This is a genomic window from Pseudomonas sp. MYb327 (assembly GCF_040438925.1).
Lineage (GTDB): Bacteria > Pseudomonadota > Gammaproteobacteria > Pseudomonadales > Pseudomonadaceae > Aquipseudomonas.
This window is the reverse complement of sequence record NZ_CP159258.1, coordinates 5,868,308-5,889,759: the sequence shown is the minus strand read 5'-3', so window position 1 is coordinate 5,889,759 and position 21,452 is coordinate 5,868,308. Positions and strand designations below refer to the sequence as shown.

Genomic DNA, 21,452 nt, shown 5'->3' with positions numbered 1-21,452 from the left:
TGAACTCTTCACCTTATTCAAACCTGCGCGATCCACTTGCGATGGGTATGGATCGACATCAAAACCCCAAACGCTGACAGCAGCGTCACCAGCGAAGTTCCTCCGTAGCTAATGAATGGCAACGGCACCCCCACCACCGGCAACAGGCCACTGACCATACCGATGTTGACGAAAACATATACAAAAAACGTCATGGTCAGGCTGCCTGCCAGCAATTTGCCGAACAATGTCTGGGCCTGAGCAGTAATTACAAGGCCACGACCGATCAACAGCAGGTAGATCAGCAGCAGTGCGCAGATGCCCACCAGACCGAACTCTTCGCCCATGACCGCAATAATGAAGTCGGTGTGGCTTTCCGGCAGGAAGTCCAGGTGCGACTGAGTGCCGAGCAACCAACCCTTGCCGAACACGCCGCCGGAGCCGATGGCTGCCTTCGACTGAATGATGTTCCAGCCAGTACCCAGCGGATCGCTTTCCGGGTCGAGGAACGTCAGGATCCGCTGCTTCTGGTAGTCGTGCATGATGAAGAACCACATCGCCACGGCGACCGGCACGGCAGCGGCAAGCACGCTGAGAATCCAGCGCCAGCGCAGGCCGCCCATGAACAACACGAACGCGCCGCCGGCAAGGATCAGCAGCGAAGTGCCGAGGTCCGGTTGCCGCACGATCAGAATGAACGGGATGCCAATCAGCATGAGGCTGATGCCGACGTGCTTGAGCTGCGGTGGCAACGTACGTTTTGACAAGTACCAGGCAATGGTCGCTGGCATCAGGATCTTCATGAACTCCGAAGGCTGGAAGCGGATCACGCCGGGGATGTTGATCCAGCGCGTAGCGCCCATGGCGTTGTGCCCCATGACGTCCACCACCACCAGCAACAGCACACCAATCACATAGCCAACCGGCACCCAGCGGGCCATGAAGCGCGGTTCGAACTGAGCGATGACGATCATCGACACCAGGCCAATACCGAACGACGTGGCTTGCTTGGCCAAGAGATCCCAGCTTTTGCCACTGGCGGAATACAGCACGAACAGGCTGCCGGCGGCGAGAGTCAGCAGCAAAATCAGCAACGGGCCGTCGATGTGCAGACGTTGCAGCAGCGTCGCACGTCGACGCATCACATCCTCGCTGGAGAGCATGCGATCAAAGTTATTCATCACGGGCGGTTGCCTCTGCACTGATAGGGCTGGCGTATTCGGGCTTCAACCGGCCGTCCGGGCCCAGAAGCCAGGCGTCCATGACCTGTCGCACCACCGGCGCGGCGACACCAGAACCGGATTCACCGTTCTCGACCATCACCGAGACCACGATTTTCGGGTCGTCAGCCGGTGCAAAACCAACGAACAAGGCGTGGTCGCGGTGGCGCTCCTGAACCTTGGATCGGTCATATTTCTCGCCCTGCTTGATTGCGACGACCTGGGCCGTACCGCTCTTGCCGGCGATGCGGTATTGCGCACCGATCGAGGCTTTGCGCGCCGTACCGCGGGCGCCGTGCATCACTTGCTGCATGCCGTGGTTGACCTTGCTCCAGTCGGACGGGTCACGCAGGATGATGTCCGGCATCGGGTTTTCATCCACCGGCTTCTCGCCTTCGATGGTCTTGGCCAGGTGCGGACGGTTCCAGATGCCTTTGTTGGCCACCAGCGCGGTGGCCTGGGCCAGTTGCAACGGGGTCGACTGCATGTAGCCCTGGCCGATACCGAGAATCAGCGTTTCGCCGGGGAACCACGCCTGGCGGCGCGTCGCACGCTTCCACTCGCGAGTAGGCATTAAACCGGGCGACTCTTCGAACATGTCCAAGGAGACTTTCTGACCAATGCCAAACTTGGTCATGTACGCCGACAACCGATCGATCCCCAGCTTGTGGGCCAGGTCATAGAAGTAGGTGTCGTTGGAACGCATGATCGCCGTGTCGAGGTCGACGAAACCGTCACCGGTGCGGTTCCAGTTGCGATATTTGTGATCGTAGTTGGGCAGCATGTAATAACCGGGGTCGAACACTCGGGTCGAAGCCGTCACGACACCAGCGTCCAGCCCGGCAATCGCCACCGCTGGTTTGATGGTCGAACCCGGTGGGTACAGACCGCGCAGCACGCGGTTGAACAGCGGTCGATCGATCGAGTCGCGCAGTTCGGAATAAGCCTTGGAGCTGATGCCGGTGACGAACAGGTTCGGGTCGAAACTCGGCTGACTGACCATCGCCAGCACCTCGCCGGTTTTCGGGTCCAGCGCCACCACTGCACCACGACGACCACCGAGCGCGGCTTCGGCGGCTTCCTGCAGTTTGATGTCCAGGCTCAGGACAATGTCCTTGCCGGAAATCGGTTCGGTACGCTTGAGCACCCGCAATACGCGGCCCCGAGCGTTGGTCTCGACTTCTTCGTAACCCACCTGACCGTGCAGCTCCGGCTCATAAAAGCGTTCGATGCCGGTTTTGCCAATTTGGTGGGTGCCGCTGTAACTCACTGGATCGAGAGACTTGAGTTCTTTTTCGTTGATCCGCCCCATGTAACCCACCGAATGCGCAAAATGCGCACCCTGCGGATAGTGACGAACCAGTTGTGCGACCACTTCCACCCCCGGCAACCGGAACTGGTTCACGGCGATGCGGGCGATCTGCTCTTCGGTCAATTCAAACAGGATCGGCACCGGCTCGAACGGCCGACGTCCCTGGCGCATGCGCTTCTCGAAAACCACCCGGTCCTCGGGCGTCAGCTCCAGCACTTCGACGATCACGTCGAGCACTTGTTGCCAGTCACCGGAGCGCTCGCGGGTCATGCTCAGGCTGAAACTCGGCCGGTTATCGGCAATCACCACGCCGTTACGGTCGAAAATCAACCCGCGGGTCGGCGGAATCGGCTGCACATGCACACGGTTGTTTTCCGACAGGGTCGAGTGGTACTCGTACTGGATCACCTGGAGGAAATACAGACGGGCAATCAACACGCCAATCAGCGTCACAACTGCAATTGCCCCGAACACGACGCGGCCACGCACCAGACGGGCGTCTTTTTCGTGGTCCTTGATGCGGATCGGTTGGGACATGAGAGCAGAACTACTTGTGGTAAGGGTGGCCGGACAGCACTGTCCAGGCACGATACAGCTGTTCCCCGATGAGGATTCGCACCAGCGGGTGCGGCAACGTCAAGGGCGATAACGACCAGCGCTGATCGGCACGGGCACAGACTTCAGGCGCCAGCCCTTCGGGGCCGCCGACCATGAAATTCACCGTGCGCGAGTCCAGCCGCCAGCGATCGAGTTCGACCGCCAGTTGCTCGGTGCTCCAGGGCTTGCCGTGGACTTCGAGGGTGACAACGCGCTCATTCGGCCCGACCTTGGCCAGCATGGCTTCGCCTTCCTGACGGATGAAGCGCGCCACGTCGGCGTTCTTGCCACGCGTGTTGAGCGGAATTTCCACCAGTTCAAGCGCCAGCTCGGACGGAAGACGCTTGGCATATTCATGCCAGCCCTCTTCCACCCATTTGGGCATGCGTGAACCGACGGCGATCAGTCGCAGTCGCACAGCCGTTCCTTATTCCTGGTCTTTGTTGAGCTTGTTGAAATGCTCGTGACCAACTTCAGGGCTGTGGTGTTTGCCATCGGCGGCACGGCTCTGCTCGGCACCTTTCCACAGGCGCTCCAGGTCGTAGAACTGACGGGCGTTGGAGGTCATCATGTGGACGATCACGTCGTCCATGTCCAACAGCACCCAGTCGCTGTCGCCCTTGCCTTCTTCACCCAGCGGCTTGATGCCCAGGGCTTTGACCGCTTCACGGACCTTGTCCAGCATCGCGCCGATCTGGCGGTTGGAGGTACCGGTGGCGATGATCATATAGTCAGTGATGCTCTGCTTGTCACGAACGTCGATGACCAGCACGTCCTGGGCCTTGACGTCTTCCAGGGCCGCTACAGCGATCTTGACCAGCTCGTCGCCTTTAGGCGGCTCGGCAGCGAGCACCTTTTCCGGCAGCGGAGCACTCTTGAACGTGCCTTTGCGCTTAACTTTGTTTACTTCGTTGTTCGTCATAAAAAACTCGTTTTGCTCGTATGTTCGGGCGCTTCAATACACGTTGTTGCCACGTGCCTTGAGGCACTCCTATTCAGTTCGACGCACGGTAAAGTCCGTGCGCATCGATGTAGGCCAGGACCGCGTCGGGCACCAGGAAACGTACCGACTTACCGCTGGCCAGCAGTTGACGGATCTGGGTGGCGGATACCGCGAGCGGCGTCTGCCAGACGAATGCAATCTGTCCACTCGGCCCTTTGAGGGCCAGCGGGTCGCTCACCGAGCGCGCTGCCAGCAGGTTGCGCAAGGCATCCGGCGGTTCGCTGTCGGCATCCGGGCGTTGCAACACCAGGATATGGCAATGCTGGAGCAACTCTTCCCAGCGGTGCCAAGTGGGCAGGCCGCAAAATGCGTCCCAGCCCAAAAGCAGAAAAACCTGGGTCTCGGCGGCCATTTCGGCACGCATCAACTCCAGGGTATCGATGGTGTAGGACGGCTTGTCCCGCTGCAATTCGCGGGCGTCCACCACCAACGGCGCCACACCGGCCACCGCGCACTCGACCATCGCCAGTCGGTCTTTCGCCGACACCTGCGGCGTATTCCGATGAGGCGGCCTGGCACTGGGTGTCAGACGCAGCTCATCGAGCGCCAGCGATTCGGCGACTTCCAGCGCACCACGCAGATGGCCGATGTGCACCGGGTCGAAAGTCCCGCCCAGTACGCCGATGCGTCGAGGTCGAAGCGCGCTGGCGGTTACCGGGGCTGACGGGTCGAGGTCGCCCAAGTCAGACTGGCTCCTGTCCGCGCAGCTGGCCATCACCGACCACGATGTACTTCTCGCAGGTCAAACCTTCGAGGCCCACCGGGCCGCGGGCGTGCAGCTTATCAGTAGAAATGCCGATCTCGGCACCCAATCCGTATTCAAAGCCATCGGCGAAGCACGTCGGGGTGTTGATCATCACCGACGAAGAGTCGACTTCAGCCATGAAACGCCGGGTGTCGCCCTGGTGTTCGCTGACAATCGAATCGGTGTGGTGAGAGCCGTAATGGTTGATGTGTTCGATGGCCTGGTCCAGCCCGTCGACCACACGGATCGACAGAATCGGCGCCAGGTACTCGGTGCTCCAGTCCTCTTCAGTGGCCGGCCGCGCATCGATAATCTTCCGGGTGCGTTCGCAACCGCGCAGCTCGACGCCTTTTTCGCGGAACTGGGCAGCCATCGAAGGCAGGAAATCTTTGGCAATGGTTTGATCGACCAGCAGCGTTTCCATCGCCCCGCAGATGCCATAGCGGTAAGTCTTGGCGTTGAACGCGATGCGCTGGGCCTTGGCCAGATCGGCGTGCGCACTCACGTAAACGTGGCAGATACCGTCCAGATGCTTGATCACCGGCACGCGGGCGTCTCGGCTGACCCGCTCGATCAGGCCACGGCCTCCACGGGGCACGATGACGTCGACGTATTCGGGCATGGCGATCAGGGCGCCAACGGCAGCACGATCGGTGGTTTCGACCACTTGCACCACGGCGGCCGGCAGATCAGCCTCGGCCAGGCCGCGCTGGATGCAGGCGGCGATAGCACGGTTGGAATGAATGGCTTCGGATCCGCCCCGGAGGATGGTCGCGTTGCCGGACTTCAGACAAAGACTGGCCGCGTCGATGGTCACATTCGGCCGCGACTCGTAGATGATACCGATCACGCCCAACGGCACGCGCATCTTGCCGACCTGGATACCCGACGGCCGATAGCTCATGTCGCAGATCGCGCCGACCGGGTCTGGCAATGCCGCAACTTGGCGCAGACCAACGATCATGCCGTCGATACGCGCCGGAGTCAGTGCCAGACGTTCGAGCAGGGCCGGCTCCAGACCATTGGCGCGGCCAGCCGCCAGATCCAGTTCATTGGCAGCGGTCAACTCGGCGCGTGCCGCGTCCAGCGCGTTGGCAGCCGCCTGCAGCGCGCGGTTTTTCTGCGCAGTGCTGGCACGGCCTATGACGCGGGACGCTTCGCGGGCAGCGCGACCCAGACGGGTCATGTAGTCAAGAACGGGCTCAGTCATGATCTGGCGTGGTCTTTTCCAAGTCGTGGTAAAGAGTAAAGCGGCAGATTATAGCTGTCGCGTCCACTGACTAACAGCGGTGACGGGCGGATGGTCGAAATGGAGGTCAATTAGCCGAGGTTCAGCCGTGATTAAGCTGCAAATTGTTATCATCACAACTCAATCAGCCCTGACAAACGCCGTTCATCATGTCCAACCTGACTGTTCGAGCGTCCGCCACGAGCCTGCCCACGGGCCTTCCGGACGCGTTTTTCGACCGAGACGCGCAAGTTCTGGCCCGGGATTTACTGGGCAAAGTTATCCGCCACCGGGTCGGCGACCTGTGGCTAAGCGCCCGGATCATCGAGACCGAAGCCTATTACTGCGCAGAAAAAGGCAGCCACGCGTCGCTCGGTTACACAGAAAAACGTAAGGCTTTATTTCTGGATGGTGGCCACATCTATATGTATTACGCGCGGGGCGGCGATTCCCTGAACTTCAGCGCCCAAGGCCCGGGCAACGCTGTGCTGATCAAATCCGCCTACCCTTGGGTCGACGAATTGAGCGGTCCGGCGAGCCTGGCGCAGATGCTGCTGAATAACCCCAACGCCCAAGGCCACCCGCGCCCGTCGCAAAAGCTCTGTGCCGGGCAAACCTTGTTGTGCAAATCCTTGGGCCTGAAGGTGCCGGCCTGGGACGCCAAGCGTTTCGACCATGATATTTTGCTGGTAGAAGACGTCGGCCAGACACCAGCGCATATCCTCCAGACCACGCGCCTGGGCATTCCCCATGGGCGCGACGAACACCTGATGTACCGTTTCGTCGACGCGACTTACGCCGCCTATTGCACGCGGAACCCGGTGCGACGGGGCCAGGTCGAAGGTCGCGATTATTTTGTGCTGTCCTGACAATGCCCGGTACTCGAAGCTCAAGGTCCCCCTGTGGTAACGAGCCTGCTCGCCATGAGGCCAGTACATTCAGCATCATTACTGACTGAAGCTGCGCCATCGCGAGCAGGCTCGCTCCCACAAAGGCCAATCGAACATTCAATGGAGTTGTTTTTATGGGCCCATGGCTCGATAGCGTGACCGGTTGGCTGACGGTCAACCCGCAATGGCTGGCGGCGGCGGTATTCATAGTGGCTTTCATCGAATGCCTGGCGATTGCCGGGCTGATCGTACCGGGCACGGTATTGCTGTTCGCCGTGGCGGTACTGGCCGGCAGCGGTGCGCTGTCACTGAGTGAAACGCTGTTGCTGGGGTTTGTCGCCGGGGTGCTGGGCGACGTCGTTTCGTACTTCCTGGGGCGGCATTTCCATCAAAACATCCGGCGCCTGCCAGGGCTGCGCCATCACCCGGAATGGATCGCCGGAGCCGAGTCGTATTTCCAGCGCTACGGCATCGCCAGCCTGCTGGTCGGGCGGTTCATCGGTCCGCTGCGACCGATGCTGCCGATGGTGGCCGGGATGTTCGACATGCCCTTCCCACGCTTTTTCGCCGTCAGCCTGCTGGCCGGGGCCGGATGGTCGGTGGCGTATCTACTACCGGGCTGGGCCACCGGCGCCGCGATTCGCTTGCCGCTACCCGAGGGTTTCTGGCCGCAAGCCGGGATTGTCGCGGCCAGCATCGCGCTAATGATCGGGCTGAGCGCAACCAGCAGCCTGCGTCGGCATCGTAAAGCCACGATGTTCATTGCCGGCATGAGTTTTCTGATTCTGGCAGGCCTGTTTATCGGCTACTCGCACCTCAGCGCCCTTGATCAAGGCGTGATGACGCTGGTGCAGGAGCACCGCAGTCCAATGCTCGATGAAGTGGCCGTGGTCTTCACGCTGATCGGCGAGTTCCGCAACATGCTGTTATTGAGTGCGCTACTGGTCGCAGTGCTGCTGATCACGTGCCAATGGCGCCAGGCGATCTTCGCTTGCAGCACCTTGCTGTGCACCGCGCTTGGCAACACCGTGACCAAACACTTTTTCGCCCGGGTTCGTCCTGAAGTGTTGAGCGACCCGCTGACCACTTACAGCATGCCCAGCGGTCATGCTTCCGGTGCTTTCGCACTGTTCCTGACCCTCGCCGTACTGGCCGGTCGCGGACAACCGCCACGGATGCGCTTGACCTGGTTGCTGGTGGGCTGCCTGCCGGCGCTTGCGATTGCCCTGTCCCGTGTATACCTGGGTGCGCACTGGCCGACGGATGTGTTGGCGGGGGCGATGCTGGCGGCGTGTATCTGTGCGGCGTGCCTCTGGCTGAGTCAGCGTCAAACTTCGCTTAATGCCATGCCGCCCCGGGTTTGGTGGTTGGTGCTGCCATCGTTAGTAGCGTTGTTTGGTTTCTTTGTATTGCGGCATTTGCCCCATACGATGTTGCGGTATGCCTACTAACGATCGGTTTAGAAACCATTGGACTTGGTTAAAAACAAAAAAACCCGACCAAATCGGCCGGGTTTTTTGATCGAAACACGCCAAGCTAAAAGCTGATCAAGCGTTGCGACGCTTACGCATTTCCAGAATCAGGGCATCAGCTAACTGACCCGCGACGACTGCAGTGTCCTCGAAAGACTGGCCAATGCTGGCGTGCTTCAGCAGGTAGCCAATCGCAGCGGCTTCCCATGCGGCGCGTTCAGTGGTGTAGAGAGTCATGAATCTAATTCCTTTTAGTCAATGAAATTCGCCACTTCATGTGGGCATCTGCAAACTAAATAAATCACCGGTTTCCAGCAATGCTGGCCAGTCAATTCAATGTTTGCCAAATGCTGCTCAGGCAAACAACTCCCCCTGCAACTCATCCAGCAATGCCTGAATGGCATCCAGCCGCTGTTGCGGATCATCAAGCTGCAGCAGATCGATCTTGTCCAGCTCGGCGAAGGGCAACAGGTACGCCAACTGATTGGCCAGTGACTGTTGCCCGGCCGCTTCGGTGCCCATGTTCAGCGCTTCGACCATCGGATGTTCGGCCAAGGCCTTGAGCAAGGCCACCAGATCGGCATCCTCGTCCTGAAGCGGCTGCTCCGGCTCGTCCTCCAGCCACTCGACCTCGGCGACGGTCAACTGATCGCGCTGTACCGCAGTGCTCAATACGTTAAAGCGCCGACCGCCCTGCACCCGGATCCCCAGCAGCCCATTGTCCTGCTGCTTGAAATCGGTGATCAGCGCCTCGCACCCGACCAACGCATAACCTGCCGGGGCGATCCCGACTTCGTCGCCTTCGAGGATGCACACCACGCCGAAGCCGCCGCCCTGTTTCATGCAGCGGCCGATCATGTCCAGGTAACGCGCCTCGAAAATCTGCAAGTCGAGGATGCAGCCCGGAAACAGCACCGTGTTCAGCGGAAAAAGCGGCAGACTCATAGACATTTCCCTTACACCACCATCGATACCGCCAACGGCAGCAACACCGCCGTGGCCACACCCATCAGACTCATCGCCAGCGCCGCGAAGGCGCCGCACTCTTCGTTTTCCTGCATGGCCACCGCCGTGCCGACCGCATGGGCGGTCATCCCCAGGGCCATGCCTCGGGCCTCGGGACTGTGGACACCGAGCCGAGTCAGCAGGCTCGGACCGAAGATCGCCCCGATCACGCCGGTAATCAACACGAACACCGCCGCCAGCGCTGCGACACCACCGATCTGCTCGGCCACCAACATCGCAATCGGCGAGGTCACCGACTTCGGCGCCATGGTCATCAGAATCATGTGCTCGGCTCCGAACCACCAGCCCAACAACACGCCCATGCCCGTGGCGACCACGCCACCTATCACCAGCGTAGTAAATATCGGCCAGAACAACTGCCGAATCCGCCGCAGATTGAGGTAAAGCGGCACGGCCAGCGCGACCGTGGCCGGGCCGAGCAGGATGCTGAGGATTTCCGTGCTTTTGCGGTACTCGACGTAGGTCAGCCCGCAGCCCACCAGCACACCGATCACCAGCAACATGGAGACCAGCACCGGTTGCAAAAAGATCCAGCGGGTTTTCTCGAATGCCGCCAGCACCAGTTGATATGCGCCGAGGGTAATGCCGATACCGAATAGCGGATGATGAATTACCGACGTCCAGGCGCCGTGCCAGTCGAGGATCATTGGTTGTCCTCGGGATGGTGAGCGTGGCGCTTGATCATGCGCTGCATCAGCACTCCCGCGAATGCCATCGACAGCAACAGCGACAGCACCAACGCGCCGACGATGGCCCAGAAATCCGCCGCAATGTCCTTGGCGTAAACCATCACGCCCACCGCCGGTGGCACCAGCAACAAGGGCAAGTAGCGCAACAGGCTACTGGCCGCGAGGCTCAACGGTTCACCGACCTGGCCACGACTGATCAGGTACACCAGCAACAGCAGCAGGCCGATGATCGGTCCGGGCAGCACCGGCAAAAACAAATGGTTGAGCGCCGTGCCGAGCAATTGGAACAGCACCAGCCAGGTCAAACCTCGTAACAACATCCTTCGTCTCCCGCAAAAACCGTCACCCGCATTAGCCCGGGCATTATAAGCACGCCTGCCCTATAGATCGGCATTCGCCAAAAGCATGGTCGGTTGACCGGAGCCATTTGCCATGTTGATCTAAAGTGGTAAATCGGGCGGTCAAATCCCCCACCTCAAAACTATAAAAGCGATGAATCCAAGGAGAGTCTCAATGCCCTATGTTCCAGTTGCAGAGCTCAATGATTATGTCGGCAAGGAACTTGGACGTTCCGAATGGCTCACCATCGATCAGGAGCGCATCAACCTGTTCGCCGAGGCCACAGGGGATTTCCAGTTCATCCACGTCGACCCGGTCAAAGCCGCGCAAACCCCTTTTGGCGGCACTATTGCCCATGGCTTCCTGTCGTTGTCGCTGATTCCAAAGCTGATGGAAGACATCCTGGTCATGCCCGAAGGTTTGAAGATGGTGGTCAACTACGGCCTCGACAGCGTTCGCTTCATTCAGCCGGTCAAGGTCAATTCAAAAGTACGCCTCAAGGTCGAGCTGACTGAAGTCTTCGAGAAGAAACCCGGTCAATGGCTGCTCAAGGCCACCGCCACCCTCGAAATCGAAGGGTCGGAAAAACCGGCTTACATTGCTGAGCCGCTGTCCCTTTGCTTCGTCTGATACCTGCCTGATTGCGAAACAGCTCACGCTGTTTCGCGCCTGCTTCCTTTCTACCGGCTATATAAGGACACATAGCTGCGGCATACTCCGTCGCCTAATTGCCCGGATCCCGCTATGCGCTCACTTGCACTCCTTGCCTTGACCCTGATGCTCACCGCTTGCGGCGACGGCGAATCGCCCTTGCCCCCCGACGCCCGCCTGCCGGACGGCGGACGCTATCGTGGTGACTTGGTCAACGGGTTGCTGCAAGGCCAGGGCCGTATCGATTACCCGAACGGCAGCTGGTACGCCGGTGAGTTCGACAAAGGCCAATGGCATGGACAGGGCGAATGGCACGGCAGCAACGGCGAGATCTATCGCGGGCAGTTCAATCAGGGCCTGTTCGACGGTCAGGGCAGCCTGACCACCAGCGCCAGCAGTTACACCGGCGGCTTCAAACTCGGTCGTCGTGACGGCGAAGGCACCCTCAAAGAAAACGGCATGACCTATCGCGGCGAGTTCAAGGCCGATCAATATTCAGGACTCGGTCGCCTGGAACTCGAAGACGGAAGCGCCTATCAAGGCCAGTTCACCCGCGGCAAACCGAATGGCGAAGGCCAGCGCAGCGACGGCAACGGCAATCAGTTCACCGGGCGTTTCGTAGACGGCCAGTTGGAAGGCAACGGAACCTTCAACAGTGCCGACGGCGACATGTACGTTGGCAGCTTCAAGAACAATCAACTGCACGGAAAAGGTCGCTACGAGAACGCGGACGGCGATGTCTGGCTGGGCCAATTCAAGGAAGGCTCGCTAAACGGCAAGGGCGAGTTGATCGGCGCCGACGGCAGTCATTACATCGGTAACTTCAACGACTGGCGCTTCAGCGGTCACGGCCGCCTGAACCTGGCGGACGGCAGTTTCTACGTCGGCCAGTTCGACAACGATAGCTATTCCGGGCGCGGCACCCTGGTACTGACTGACGGGACGGTGCAAAGCGGTACGTGGGTCAACGGCCAGCGGGTGCGCGATGCCGATGGCAAGCTGCTGCCCGACACCCTCGAACTCGGTTTGCTGGCCCAGGGCCGATTGCTCGAAACCGCCCTGAGCAATGTGCCCGCGTCGACCCCGGCAGTAGAGCTGTACACCTTGACCCTGGGCGGCGATGGCAAACAGAGCGTGTTCCTGCGCGAATCCGACTACGTCGCCAACATGCTCACCAGCCGCTTCGGCGCCTTTGGCCAGATCCGCCTGGTAAATCATCGCGATCACATCGGCGACCGCCCGATGGCCACCCGGGAAAACCTGCGTCGCGCCGCCGTGACCCTGGCGGAACGCAGCGGCCCGGAAGACCTGATATTCATCTACCTCACCAGCCACGGCACCAGCGAACACGAACTGGTGCTCGATCAGCCACGCATGGAACTGGCCGACTTGCCGGCCGACGAACTCGCAGCGGTCCTCGCCCCGCTGAAAAACCGAGACAAGATCATCGTGATCTCGGCTTGCTACTCCGGTGGTTTTATCCCCGCCCTCAAGGACGAACGCACCCTTATCATGACCGCCTCGCGGGCCGATCGCGTGTCCTTCGGCTGTTCGGAGGAAGCCAATTTCACCTACTTCGGCGATGCGCTGTTCGCACAGGCACTGAACCAGACCGACGACCTGGAACAAGCCTTCAAACTGGCCCGGGCCAATGTCGCCGAGCGCGAACTGGCGGACAATTTCGAAGCCTCCGAGCCGCAGATATGGGCACCCAAAACCGTCATCTCCCACTGGCAGCTTTTGCGTAAACAGCAGGCACGAAAAGCACTACAAAGTGTCTCCATTGACGGCAAGGATACAAAGAACATCTAAGCTGACAGTATCAAGGGAGAAACACTATGTACTTGACGCCTCAGCACGTACTGCTTGCAGGAGCCACCGGTTTGACCGGTGAACACCTGCTTGATCGCCTGCTCAACGAGCCCACGATCTCGCGGGTACTGGCCCCTTCACGCCGGCCGTTGGCCGCACATCCCCACCTCGAAAACCCGGTTGGCGACCCGGCGGTATTTCTGCCGCAACTGAACGGCCGCGTCGATATCGCCTACTGCTGCCTGGGCACTACCATCAAGCGGGCGGGTTCGGAACAGGCGTTTCGTGCGGTGGACCTGGACATGGTAGTGGCTTTCGCCAAACGCGCCCGGGAGATGGGCGCAAGGCACCTGATCGTGATCAGCGCCCTGGGGGCCGATCGCCGATCCTCGATTTTCTACAACAAGGTCAAAGGCGAGATGGAACATGCCTTGCGCGCGCAAAACTGGCCGCAGCTGACCATTTGCCGTCCGTCGCTGCTGCTGGGTGATCGTCTCGAACCGCGTCTGGGTGAGCAGTTCGCCGGGCCATTGTCCCGCCTGATTCCCGGCAAATATCGCGGCATCGAAGCCTGCCAACTGGCCCGCGCCATGTGGCGGCTGGCGCTGGAAGAACAGGATGGGATGCGGGTTGTCGAGTCAGATGAGCTCAGGAAACTAGGCAAATAATCGGCGAACCTTGTGGCGAGGGAGCTTGCTCCCGCTGGGTGGCGAAGCCGCCCCAAAGAGGGCCTGCTTGCGCAGTCCAGCGGGAGCAAGCTCCCTCTCCACAAAAAGCCAGGTTCGCCGCTACAAACCGCCCGTCGCCTGAAAACTCACGCCAATCACCGTCAGCAAAGACAATGGCAACAGCAACGTGTCGAGCAAGGCACTCGCCGGCAGATCGACACCCGGATAGCTCGGCGCTTCGGCACCGAAGCGGTCCATGGCGCAACAGCCGCCGTTCATGGCATACAAATCCAGCCGCGTCCCCGAATACACCACTGGCGCCCCCGGTTTGGCAGCATCAAGTGTGCGCGCGGTGGCACACCCTGCCAGCTGTAGCGCCAGCAGAATGATCAGCAGCTTATTCATCGCTGGTCAGATGGTGTTCGCCCCAACGCGGCAGCATGTCCTGGGGAATGTTCAACAGGTTGAGAATCCGCGCCACTACAAAGTCGACCAGGTCGTCGATGGTTTGCGGTTGATGATAAAAGCCAGGCGATGCCGGAAGAATCGTCACGCCCATGTTCGACAACTTGAGCATGTTCTCCAGATGGATACTCGAATACGGCGCTTCACGCGGCACCAGAATCAGCTGTCGGCGCTCTTTCAACGTCACGTCGGCGGCGCGCTCGATCAGGTTGTTGCAGGCGCCGGTGGCGATGGCCGACAGGGTGCCGGTGGAACACGGCACCACCACCATCGCCGCTGGCGAACCGGAGCCCGAGGCAACCGGCGACATCCAGTCTTCCTTGCCATACACGCGAATCTGCCCCGCAGTGGCGCCGGTGTATTCGGTGAGGAACGCCTGCATCATCTGCGGCTTGGCCGGCAGGGTGACGTCGGTTTCAGTGGCCATCACCAGTTGCGCGGCTTTGGATATCAGGAAGTGCACTTCGCGGTCTTCACGCACCAGGCAATCGAGCAGGCGCAAGCCGTACTGAGCGCCGGAAGCGCCGGTCATCGCCAGCGTGATGCGGTCCGGACCGTTGTTCATTTCAGCGCCTCGGCGAGCTTGCCGTGCAGGCCGCCGAAGCCGCCGTTGCTCATGATCACCACGTGAGTGCCCGGCTGGGCTTGGCTTTTTACGCGCTCGATGATGCCTTCGAGCGAGTCGCTGACTATCGACGGCACGGTGCACAGCGCCGCCGTGCCCGCCAGATCCCAGCCGAGATTGGCCGGTGCGTACCAGATCACCTGATCGGCATCGACCACGCTTTCCGGCAGACCGTCGCGGTGAGCGCCCAGCTTCATGGAATTGGAGCGCGGCTCAATGATCGCAATCAACGGGGCGTCACCAATACGTTTGCGCAAGCCATCAAGGGTGGTGGCGATGGCCGTCGGGTGATGGGCGAAATCGTCATAAATGGTGATGCCACGGACTTCCGCGACCTTCTCCATCCGGCGCTTCACGCTTTTGAACGCGCTCAATGCGGCGATGCCCATGGACGGCACGACGCCGACGTGGCGCGCCGCAGCCAACGTGGCCAGTGCGTTGGCGACGTTGTGCTGACCGGTCATGTCCCACTCGACGACACCTTGGGAAACACCCTCGAACATCACTTCGAACGTCGAGCCGTCTTCGCTGTGCAATTTGACTTGCCATTGACCACCGGCACCGGTGGTTTGCACCGGGGTCCAGCAGCCCATCTCGATCACGCGGTGCAACGCAGGTTCGGTGGTCGGATGGATCACCAGGCCTTCGCTCGGGATGGTCCGTACCAAATGGTGGAATTGCCGCTCAATCGCCGGCAAGTCCGGGAAGATATCGGCGTGATCGAACTCCAGGTTGTTCAGGATCGCCGTGCGCGGGCGGTAGTGAACGAACTTGGAGCGCTTGTCGAAAAAGGCGCTGTCGTATTCGTCGGCTTCAATAACGAAGAACGGCGTGCCACCAAGACGCGCCGACACCGAGAAATTCTGCGGTACGCCACCGATCAGGAAGCCCGGGCTCATACCCGCGTGCTCCAGCACCCAGGCGAGCATGCTGCTGGTGGTGGTCTTGCCGTGCGTACCGGCCACAGCCAGTACCCAGCGACCTTGCAGCACGTGGTCGGCCAGCCATTGCGGACCGGAGACGTAAGGCAAGCCCTTGTTCAACACGTATTCAACCGCCGGGTTGCCACGCGACATGGCGTTGCCAATCACCACCAGGTCCGGCGCCGGGTCGAGTTGCGCCGGATCATAACCTTGGGTCAACTCGATGCCCTGAGCCTCAAGCTGAGTACTCATCGGCGGATAGACGTTGGCATCGGAGCCCGTCACGTGATGGCCCAGCTCTTTGGCCAGAACCGCCATCGAACCCATGAAAGTGCCGCAGATACCAAGAATATGAATGTGCATAGTCGACCTCGTAAAACATGGCCGCAGGTTAGCTTAGGGTGGGAAAATTCGCACCTTTGTTTCGCCCATACCGGCGCCATCGCTAGCCTGCTAGCGATGGCCGCGACGCGGTTTACCGAGCGATACCGTGTTTGCGCAGCTTTCGATAGAGGGTATTGCGGCTCACGCCGAGCTGCTCAGCCGTATTCGTCATGTGCCAGCGCGTCTGCTCCAGCGCATTGAGCAACGCCAGCCGCTCGGCATCCTCCAGTGGATGTTCAGTCACAGGAGTGTCCACCTCGGTCAGGGGCCGCAACTGCCGAATCATCACCGGCAAATCATCCAGCCCGACCCGCCCTTCGTCACACAACGCCGCCAGTGTGCGCAGCACATTACGCAATTGCCGCACGTTCCCCGGCCACGCAAATCCCAGTAACGCCTGCCGCGCCGGCCCGTCGATCAGCACCGTTTCCCCGCCCGCCTCTTGCGCGAGCAAGAAATCCAGTAACTGCGACTTATCGCCGCGATCGCGTAACGCCGGCAACGCAACCTCCAACCCGTTGAGCCGGTAATACAGATCCTCGCGGAAACTGCCGCCCTGCACCCGCTCCAGCAGATTGCGGTGCGTGGCGCTGATGATTCGCACATTGACCGACTCCGGCTCGCCGCCAATCGGCACCACCTGACGATCCTCCAGCACCCGCAACAGCCGCGTTTGCAAGGCCAGGGGCATGTCGCCGATTTCGTCGAGGAACAACGTCCCGCCATCGGCCTGCTGCAACTTGCCGCGCATGCCTTCCTTGCGCGCGCCGGTGAAGCTGCCACCGCGATAGCCGAACAGCTCGCTCTCGATCAAGCTCTCCGGGATGGCCGCGCAGTTGAGGGCAACAAAGGCTTTTGCGGACCGCTGACTGGCGCGATGCACGGCTTTGGCGAAGGCCTCTTTGCCTGAACCGGTTTCGCCGTTGATCAGCAAGGGCACATCCCGCTCATACACGCGCAGGGCCTTGCGGAAATCCGCCTGCAGCGCGGCATCACCCAAGCAAATCCCTGACAGCGGCGCAGGCTCTTCAACCACCGGGCTCGGCACCACCGGTACCGGCACACGCCGCGGTTGTCCGCGCAAGACAGCGAACAATCCTCGCCCGTCCCGGGTACGCAGCGGCCAACTGGCGCTGGCATTCACGCTGGCGCGGCCGAGCAATTCGTCCAGCGAGCAGTCGAAACACCCCACCACCGGTTGACCCAACAATCCGCCGCGAACGTGTCCCAACAAGTTCAGTGCACTCTGGTTAACCGCGCAAATCCGCCCTTCCCCATCAAACGCCAGCAACCCTTCGCTAAACAGCCCGACCGATTCGGCCTGCAAATGAAAACGCAGCAACCATTGATTCTCGAAGCAACGCAGGAAGTAGCAACTCTCGATCATCTTCGCCGACAGGTTGACCAGGGCCATGGTGTGGAACTGACTCTGACGCGATACGTCATGCCGCGCCGAGGACACGTCGAGCACCGCCAGTAATTCGCCATGGGGATCAAAAACCGGGCTCGCCGAGCAGGTCAGGCCGGTGTGGCGTCCACGGAAGTGTTCGTCTTGATGGATGGTCAGTGCCTGGCGCTCCACCAGGCAAGTACCGATGCCGTTGGTGCCTTCGCAGGCCTCACTCCAGTCAGCGCCGAGCCAGAGCCCGGCACGCTCGAAAATCTTCCGCTCGGCGGGCGCGGTTACACAATTGAGGATCACGCCACGTGCATCGGTCAGCAGCACCGCGTGTCCGGCGCCGGAAAGCTGCTGATGCAGGCTAGTCATTTCATGGCCGGCGATGTGCAGCACTTGCTGCAGGCGTTCGCGGCTTTCGAGGACGCGCCCGTGCTCCAACACCGTAGGCGCCATGGTCAGCGCCGGGTCGAGGTGATAATCCTCGAGACAGCGCAGCCACGAGCGGGCGATGGACGGGTCACTGCCAGGCCCGTGCAGGTGGGTTTTCCCCTGCGTCACGGTCAACACTTGCCGGGCATGGCGACTCAAATGGTTGTCGTGCATTTCTTATTATTCTCCCCGGGGCTGGGCGACCCGTGCATGAGGTGATGCCGAGCATCCTCCAGCCCGGCGCGCATTGCAATGCTCGACGGACCGCCCGGTCACGGGTTGTTCCACAAACGGTACAAAGTGTCACATGGGCTGTACCGAAACCGTCACAGGCGTCGCCCGCCGGTCCGACAAAAACCGTGTAACGCCTTGATTTGCCTGACCTGCACGGCAGTGGCCCAACCTTTGCTCTACGCTTATAGCAAGCGCACATGCGCCTCTCTTATAAGTACAAAAGCCAAGGAGAAAAACATCATGCGTTACGCTCACCCCGGTACTGAAGGCGCTATCGTTTCGTTCAAAGCCAAATACGGTAACTACATCGGCGGCGAGTTCGTCGCGCCTGTCAAAGGTCAGTACTTCACCAATACCTCGCCAGTGAATGGTCAACCGATTGCGGAATTCCCCCGCTCCACGGCCGAAGACATCGACAAGGCCCTGGACGCTGCCCACGCGGCGGCAGATGCCTGGGGCGCCACGTCCGCCCAGGCACGCTCGCTGGTGCTGCTGAAAATCGCCGACCGCATCGAACAGAATCTGGAGCTGCTGGCGATCACCGAATCCTGGGACAACGGCAAAGCCGTGCGTGAAACCCTCAACGCCGACATTCCGCTGGCCGCCGACCACTTCCGCTACTTCGCCGGCTGCATCCGTGCCCAGGAAGGCAGCGCTGCCGAAATCGACGGCAATACCGTGGCCTATCACATTCATGAACCGCTGGGCGTGGTCGGGCAGATCATCCCGTGGAACTTCCCGATCCTGATGGCCGCCTGGAAACTTGCCCCGGCCCTGGCTGCCGGGAACTGCGTGGTGCTCAAGCCTGCCGAGCAGACCCCGCTGGGCATAACCGTGCTGATCGAACTGATCGGCGACCTGCTGCCACCGGGCGTGCTGAACATTGTGCAAGGCTTCGGCAAAGAAGCCGGCGAAGCGCTAGCCACCAGCAAACGCATCGCCAAGATTGCCTTCACCGGCTCGACCCCGGTCGGCTCGCACATCATGAAATGCGCGGCCGAAAACATCATTCCGTCCACCGTAGAGCTGGGTGGCAAGTCGCCGAACATCTTCTTCGAAGACATCATGAAGGCCGAACCGTCTTTCATCGAGAAAGCGGCCGAAGGTCTGGTGCTGGCGTTCTTCAACCAGGGTGAAGTCTGCACCTGCCCTTCCCGTGCGCTGGTGCAAGAGTCGATCTACGACGACTTCATGAAAGAGGTCATGAAAAAAGTCCTGTCGATCAAACGCGGCGACCCGCTGGACACCGACACCATGGTTGGCGCCCAGGCGTCCGAGCAGCAATTCGACAAAATTCTTTCGTACCTGGAAATTGCCAAGGGCGAAGGCGCCGAGTTGCTGACCGGCGGTAAGGTGGAAAAACTCGAGGGCAATCTGGCGAGCGGGTATTACATCCAGCCGACGCTGCTCAAGGGCACCAACAAAATGCGTGTGTTCCAGGAAGAAATCTTTGGCCCGGTGGTGAGCATCACCACCTTCAAGGACGAAGCCGAAGCCCTGGCCATTGCCAACGACACCGAGTTCGGCCTGGGCGCCGGCCTCTGGACCCGCGACATCAACCGCGCCTATCGCATGGGCCGCGCCATCAAGGCCGGTCGTGTGTGGACCAACTGCTATCACCTGTACCCGGCACATGCCGCGTTCGGTGGTTACAAAAAGTCCGGCGTCGGCCGTGAAACCCACAAAATGATGCTTGATCACTATCAGCAGACCAAAAACCTGCTGGTGAGCTACGACATCAATCCGCTGGGCTTCTTCTAAACCCCTCTTGGAATGAGGTGAGTCCATCGCTGGCAAGCCAGCTCCTACAGACCGCGAAAACCTGTAGGAGCCGGCTTGCCGGCGATGTCGTTTCAAGTAACAGAACCAGGATAGTTGTCCGCTCTGGCACAGGCTCTGCATGATCGCAACAGACACTCCTTGGTTTCACCACATGCAAACAGACCAGAAGGACGCCACCCCATGGCCGTATTTGCCCATTCCATCGGCGCTCAGACCTACCGTTTCGAGAGCCTCAAGGACGTCATGGCCAAGGCCAGCCCCGCGCGTTCGGGAGACTTTCTGGCCGGTGTCGCCGCACTCAACGATGGCGAGCGGGTAGCCGCGCAGATGACGTTGGCCGACATTCCACTGAGCCATTTCCTTGAAGAAGTGGTGATTCCTTACGAAGCCGATGAAGTTACCCGACTGATCATCGACACCCACGACCATCACGCTTTCGCCGTGGTCAGCCACCTCACTGTCGGTGGCTTTCGCGACTGGCTGCTCAGCGATGCCGCCGACGAACAGGTCCTGCGTGCGCTCGCCTCCGGCCTGACCCCGGAAATGGTCGCTGCCGTTTCAAAGATCATGCGCGTACAGGATTTGGTGCTGGTGGCGCAGAAAATCCGTGTGGTCACGCAATTTCGCGGCACCCTGGGCCTGCGTGGCCGGCTCTCGACCCGCCTGCAACCCAATCACCCAACCGACGAACCGGCCGGTATCGCTGCGAGCATTCTCGACGGCCTGCTGCACGGCAATGGCGATGCCATGATCGGGATCAACCCGGCCACCGACAGCATTGCTTCGATCTGCGCCATGCTGGAAATGCTCGACGCGATCATTCAGCGCTACGAAATCCCTACACAGGCCTGCGTGCTGACTCACGTCACCACGTCGATTGAAGCGGTGAATCGCGGCGTTCCGCTGGACCTGGTATTCCAGTCGATCGCGGGTACCGAAGCGGCCAACGCCAGTTTCGGCATCAATCTGAACATTCTGAAGGAAGGTTACGATGCCGGTTTAAGCCTCAATCGCGGCACCCTCGGGCGCAACCTGATGTATTTCGAAACCGGCCAGGGCAGCGCCCTGTCAGCCAACGCCCACCACGGCGTAGACCAACAAACCTGCGAAACCCGGGCCTACGCTGTCGCACGACATTTCAACCCGTTCCTGGTAAACACCGTCGTAGGATTTATCGGTCCGGAATACCTCTACAACGGCAAACAAATCATCCGCGCCGGCCTCGAAGACCACTTCTGCGGCAAATTGCTCGGTGTGCCCATGGGTTGCGACATCTGTTACACCAACCACGCCGAAGCCGACCAGGATGATATGGACACCCTGCTGACCCTGCTGGGCGTGGCCGGTATCAACTTCATCATGGGCATCCCCGGCTCCGACGACATCATGCTCAACTACCAGACAACTTCGTTCCACGATGCGCTCTATGCCCGGCAAACGCTGGGGCTGAAGCCCGCGCCGGAGTTCGAACAGTGGCTGGCGAAAATGGGCATTTTCACTCAGGCGGACGGCAAGGTTCTGTTTGGCAATAACCTGCCACCGGCCTTCCGCCAGGCCTTGGCACAACTGGGATGAGTGTT

General features: G+C 60.4%; 21 protein-coding genes. 7 read left to right on the top strand and 14 right to left on the bottom strand.

Annotation, left to right across the window (positions count from 1 at the left end; translation table 11 throughout):
* Positions 1–17: 17 nt before the first annotated feature.
* The 6 genes from rodA to ABVN21_RS26640 all read right to left on the bottom strand — a co-directional run bounded on the left by rodA (position 18) and on the right by ABVN21_RS26640 (position 6,066).
* Positions 18–1,121, bottom strand: a complete 1,104-nt coding sequence (gene rodA / locus ABVN21_RS26665; protein ID WP_339555508.1) for a rod shape-determining protein RodA — start codon at positions 1,119–1,121, stop codon at positions 18–20.
* 31 nt (positions 1,122–1,152) lie between these two features.
* Positions 1,153–3,048 (bottom strand): penicillin-binding protein 2, encoded by a 1,896-nt coding sequence (mrdA, locus tag ABVN21_RS26660; protein ID WP_339555431.1) that lies wholly within the window; start codon positions 3,046–3,048, stop codon positions 1,153–1,155.
* Between the two features lie 10 nt (positions 3,049–3,058).
* Entirely contained in the window at positions 3,059–3,526 is a 468-nt protein-coding gene (gene rlmH / locus ABVN21_RS26655) for a 23S rRNA (pseudouridine(1915)-N(3))-methyltransferase RlmH (RefSeq protein ID WP_007937439.1), read from the bottom strand.
* A 9-nt stretch (positions 3,527–3,535) separates the two neighbouring features.
* Complete coding sequence (rsfS, locus tag ABVN21_RS26650; RefSeq protein WP_056855808.1) at positions 3,536–4,030, bottom strand: ribosome silencing factor; 495 nt, start codon at positions 4,028–4,030, stop codon at positions 3,536–3,538.
* Positions 4,031–4,103: 73 nt separating this feature from the next.
* The gene (gene nadD, locus ABVN21_RS26645; protein ID WP_339555433.1) at positions 4,104–4,793 is read right to left on the bottom strand and encodes a nicotinate-nucleotide adenylyltransferase; all 690 of its coding nucleotides are present in this window, start codon (positions 4,791–4,793) and stop codon (positions 4,104–4,106) included.
* A 1-nt stretch (position 4,794) separates the two neighbouring features.
* Complete coding sequence (locus ABVN21_RS26640) at positions 4,795–6,066, bottom strand: glutamate-5-semialdehyde dehydrogenase (protein WP_339555434.1); 1,272 nt, start codon at positions 6,064–6,066, stop codon at positions 4,795–4,797.
* Between the two features lie 188 nt (positions 6,067–6,254).
* Between ABVN21_RS26640 and ABVN21_RS26635 the strand changes: the two genes are divergently transcribed.
* A complete protein-coding gene (locus ABVN21_RS26635) occupies positions 6,255–6,953 on the top strand; it encodes a DNA-3-methyladenine glycosylase (RefSeq protein ID WP_339555435.1) in 699 nt (232 codons plus the stop codon).
* A 155-nt stretch (positions 6,954–7,108) separates the two neighbouring features.
* On the top strand, positions 7,109–8,425 hold the full coding sequence (locus ABVN21_RS26630) for a bifunctional DedA family/phosphatase PAP2 family protein (RefSeq protein ID WP_339555436.1): 1,317 nt from the start codon (positions 7,109–7,111) through the stop codon (positions 8,423–8,425).
* Positions 8,426–8,521: 96 nt separating this feature from the next.
* Here ABVN21_RS26630 and ABVN21_RS26625 read toward each other — a convergent pair whose 3' ends face one another.
* The 4 genes from ABVN21_RS26625 to ABVN21_RS26610 form a co-directional block, all read right to left on the bottom strand.
* Entirely contained in the window at positions 8,522–8,683 is a 162-nt protein-coding gene (locus ABVN21_RS26625) for a hypothetical protein (protein ID WP_339555438.1), read from the bottom strand.
* A gap of 117 nt (positions 8,684–8,800) precedes the next feature.
* Positions 8,801–9,391, bottom strand: coding sequence for an LON peptidase substrate-binding domain-containing protein (locus ABVN21_RS26620; protein WP_339555439.1), 591 nt, complete (start codon positions 9,389–9,391; stop codon positions 8,801–8,803).
* Positions 9,392–9,402: 11 nt separating this feature from the next.
* A complete protein-coding gene (locus ABVN21_RS26615) occupies positions 9,403–10,119 on the bottom strand; it encodes an LrgB family protein (protein ID WP_339555440.1) in 717 nt (238 codons plus the stop codon).
* Complete coding sequence (locus tag ABVN21_RS26610; RefSeq protein ID WP_339555441.1) at positions 10,116–10,481, bottom strand: CidA/LrgA family protein; 366 nt, start codon at positions 10,479–10,481, stop codon at positions 10,116–10,118. The genes ABVN21_RS26615 and ABVN21_RS26610 overlap by 4 nt, the downstream gene beginning before the upstream one ends.
* A 193-nt stretch (positions 10,482–10,674) precedes the next feature.
* On the opposite strand from ABVN21_RS26610, the gene ABVN21_RS26605 reads away from it, so the two are divergent.
* The 3 genes from ABVN21_RS26605 to ABVN21_RS26595 all read left to right on the top strand — a co-directional run bounded on the left by ABVN21_RS26605 (position 10,675) and on the right by ABVN21_RS26595 (position 13,631).
* Complete coding sequence (locus tag ABVN21_RS26605) at positions 10,675–11,130, top strand: MaoC family dehydratase (protein WP_339555443.1); 456 nt, start codon at positions 10,675–10,677, stop codon at positions 11,128–11,130.
* Between the two features lie 114 nt (positions 11,131–11,244).
* Positions 11,245–12,963, top strand: a complete 1,719-nt coding sequence (locus ABVN21_RS26600; RefSeq protein ID WP_339555445.1) for a C13 family peptidase — start codon at positions 11,245–11,247, stop codon at positions 12,961–12,963.
* A 26-nt stretch (positions 12,964–12,989) separates the two neighbouring features.
* A complete protein-coding gene (locus ABVN21_RS26595) occupies positions 12,990–13,631 on the top strand; it encodes an oxidoreductase (protein WP_339555446.1) in 642 nt (213 codons plus the stop codon).
* A gap of 120 nt (positions 13,632–13,751) precedes the next feature.
* On the opposite strand, the gene ABVN21_RS26590 is transcribed toward ABVN21_RS26595, so the two are convergent.
* The 4 genes from ABVN21_RS26590 to ABVN21_RS26575 form a co-directional block, all read right to left on the bottom strand.
* Positions 13,752–14,036, bottom strand: coding sequence for a YceK/YidQ family lipoprotein (locus tag ABVN21_RS26590; RefSeq protein WP_008009029.1), 285 nt, complete (start codon positions 14,034–14,036; stop codon positions 13,752–13,754).
* A complete protein-coding gene (gene ubiX / locus ABVN21_RS26585; RefSeq protein WP_034148111.1) occupies positions 14,029–14,661 on the bottom strand; it encodes a flavin prenyltransferase UbiX in 633 nt (210 codons plus the stop codon). Before ubiX ends, ABVN21_RS26590 begins: the two co-directional genes overlap by 8 nt.
* The gene (gene mpl / locus ABVN21_RS26580) at positions 14,658–16,007 is read right to left on the bottom strand and encodes a UDP-N-acetylmuramate:L-alanyl-gamma-D-glutamyl-meso-diaminopimelate ligase (protein WP_339555447.1); all 1,350 of its coding nucleotides are present in this window, start codon (positions 16,005–16,007) and stop codon (positions 14,658–14,660) included. The genes ubiX and mpl overlap by 4 nt, the downstream gene beginning before the upstream one ends.
* A gap of 112 nt (positions 16,008–16,119) precedes the next feature.
* Positions 16,120–18,030 carry a sigma-54-dependent Fis family transcriptional regulator gene (locus tag ABVN21_RS26575; protein WP_339555448.1) on the bottom strand — a complete coding sequence of 637 codons (1,911 nt, stop codon included), beginning with the start codon at positions 18,028–18,030 and terminating at the stop codon, positions 16,120–16,122.
* 300 nt (positions 18,031–18,330) lie between these two features.
* Between ABVN21_RS26575 and ABVN21_RS26570 the strand changes: the two genes are divergently transcribed.
* Together ABVN21_RS26570 and ABVN21_RS26565 are read left to right on the top strand one after the other, a co-directional pair.
* Positions 18,331–19,851 (top strand): aldehyde dehydrogenase family protein, encoded by a 1,521-nt coding sequence (locus ABVN21_RS26570; RefSeq protein WP_339555449.1) that lies wholly within the window; start codon positions 18,331–18,333, stop codon positions 19,849–19,851.
* Between the two features lie 201 nt (positions 19,852–20,052).
* Positions 20,053–21,447 (top strand): ethanolamine ammonia-lyase subunit EutB, encoded by a 1,395-nt coding sequence (locus ABVN21_RS26565; RefSeq protein WP_339555450.1) that lies wholly within the window; start codon positions 20,053–20,055, stop codon positions 21,445–21,447.
* The last annotated feature ends 5 nt before the right edge of the window (positions 21,448–21,452 follow it).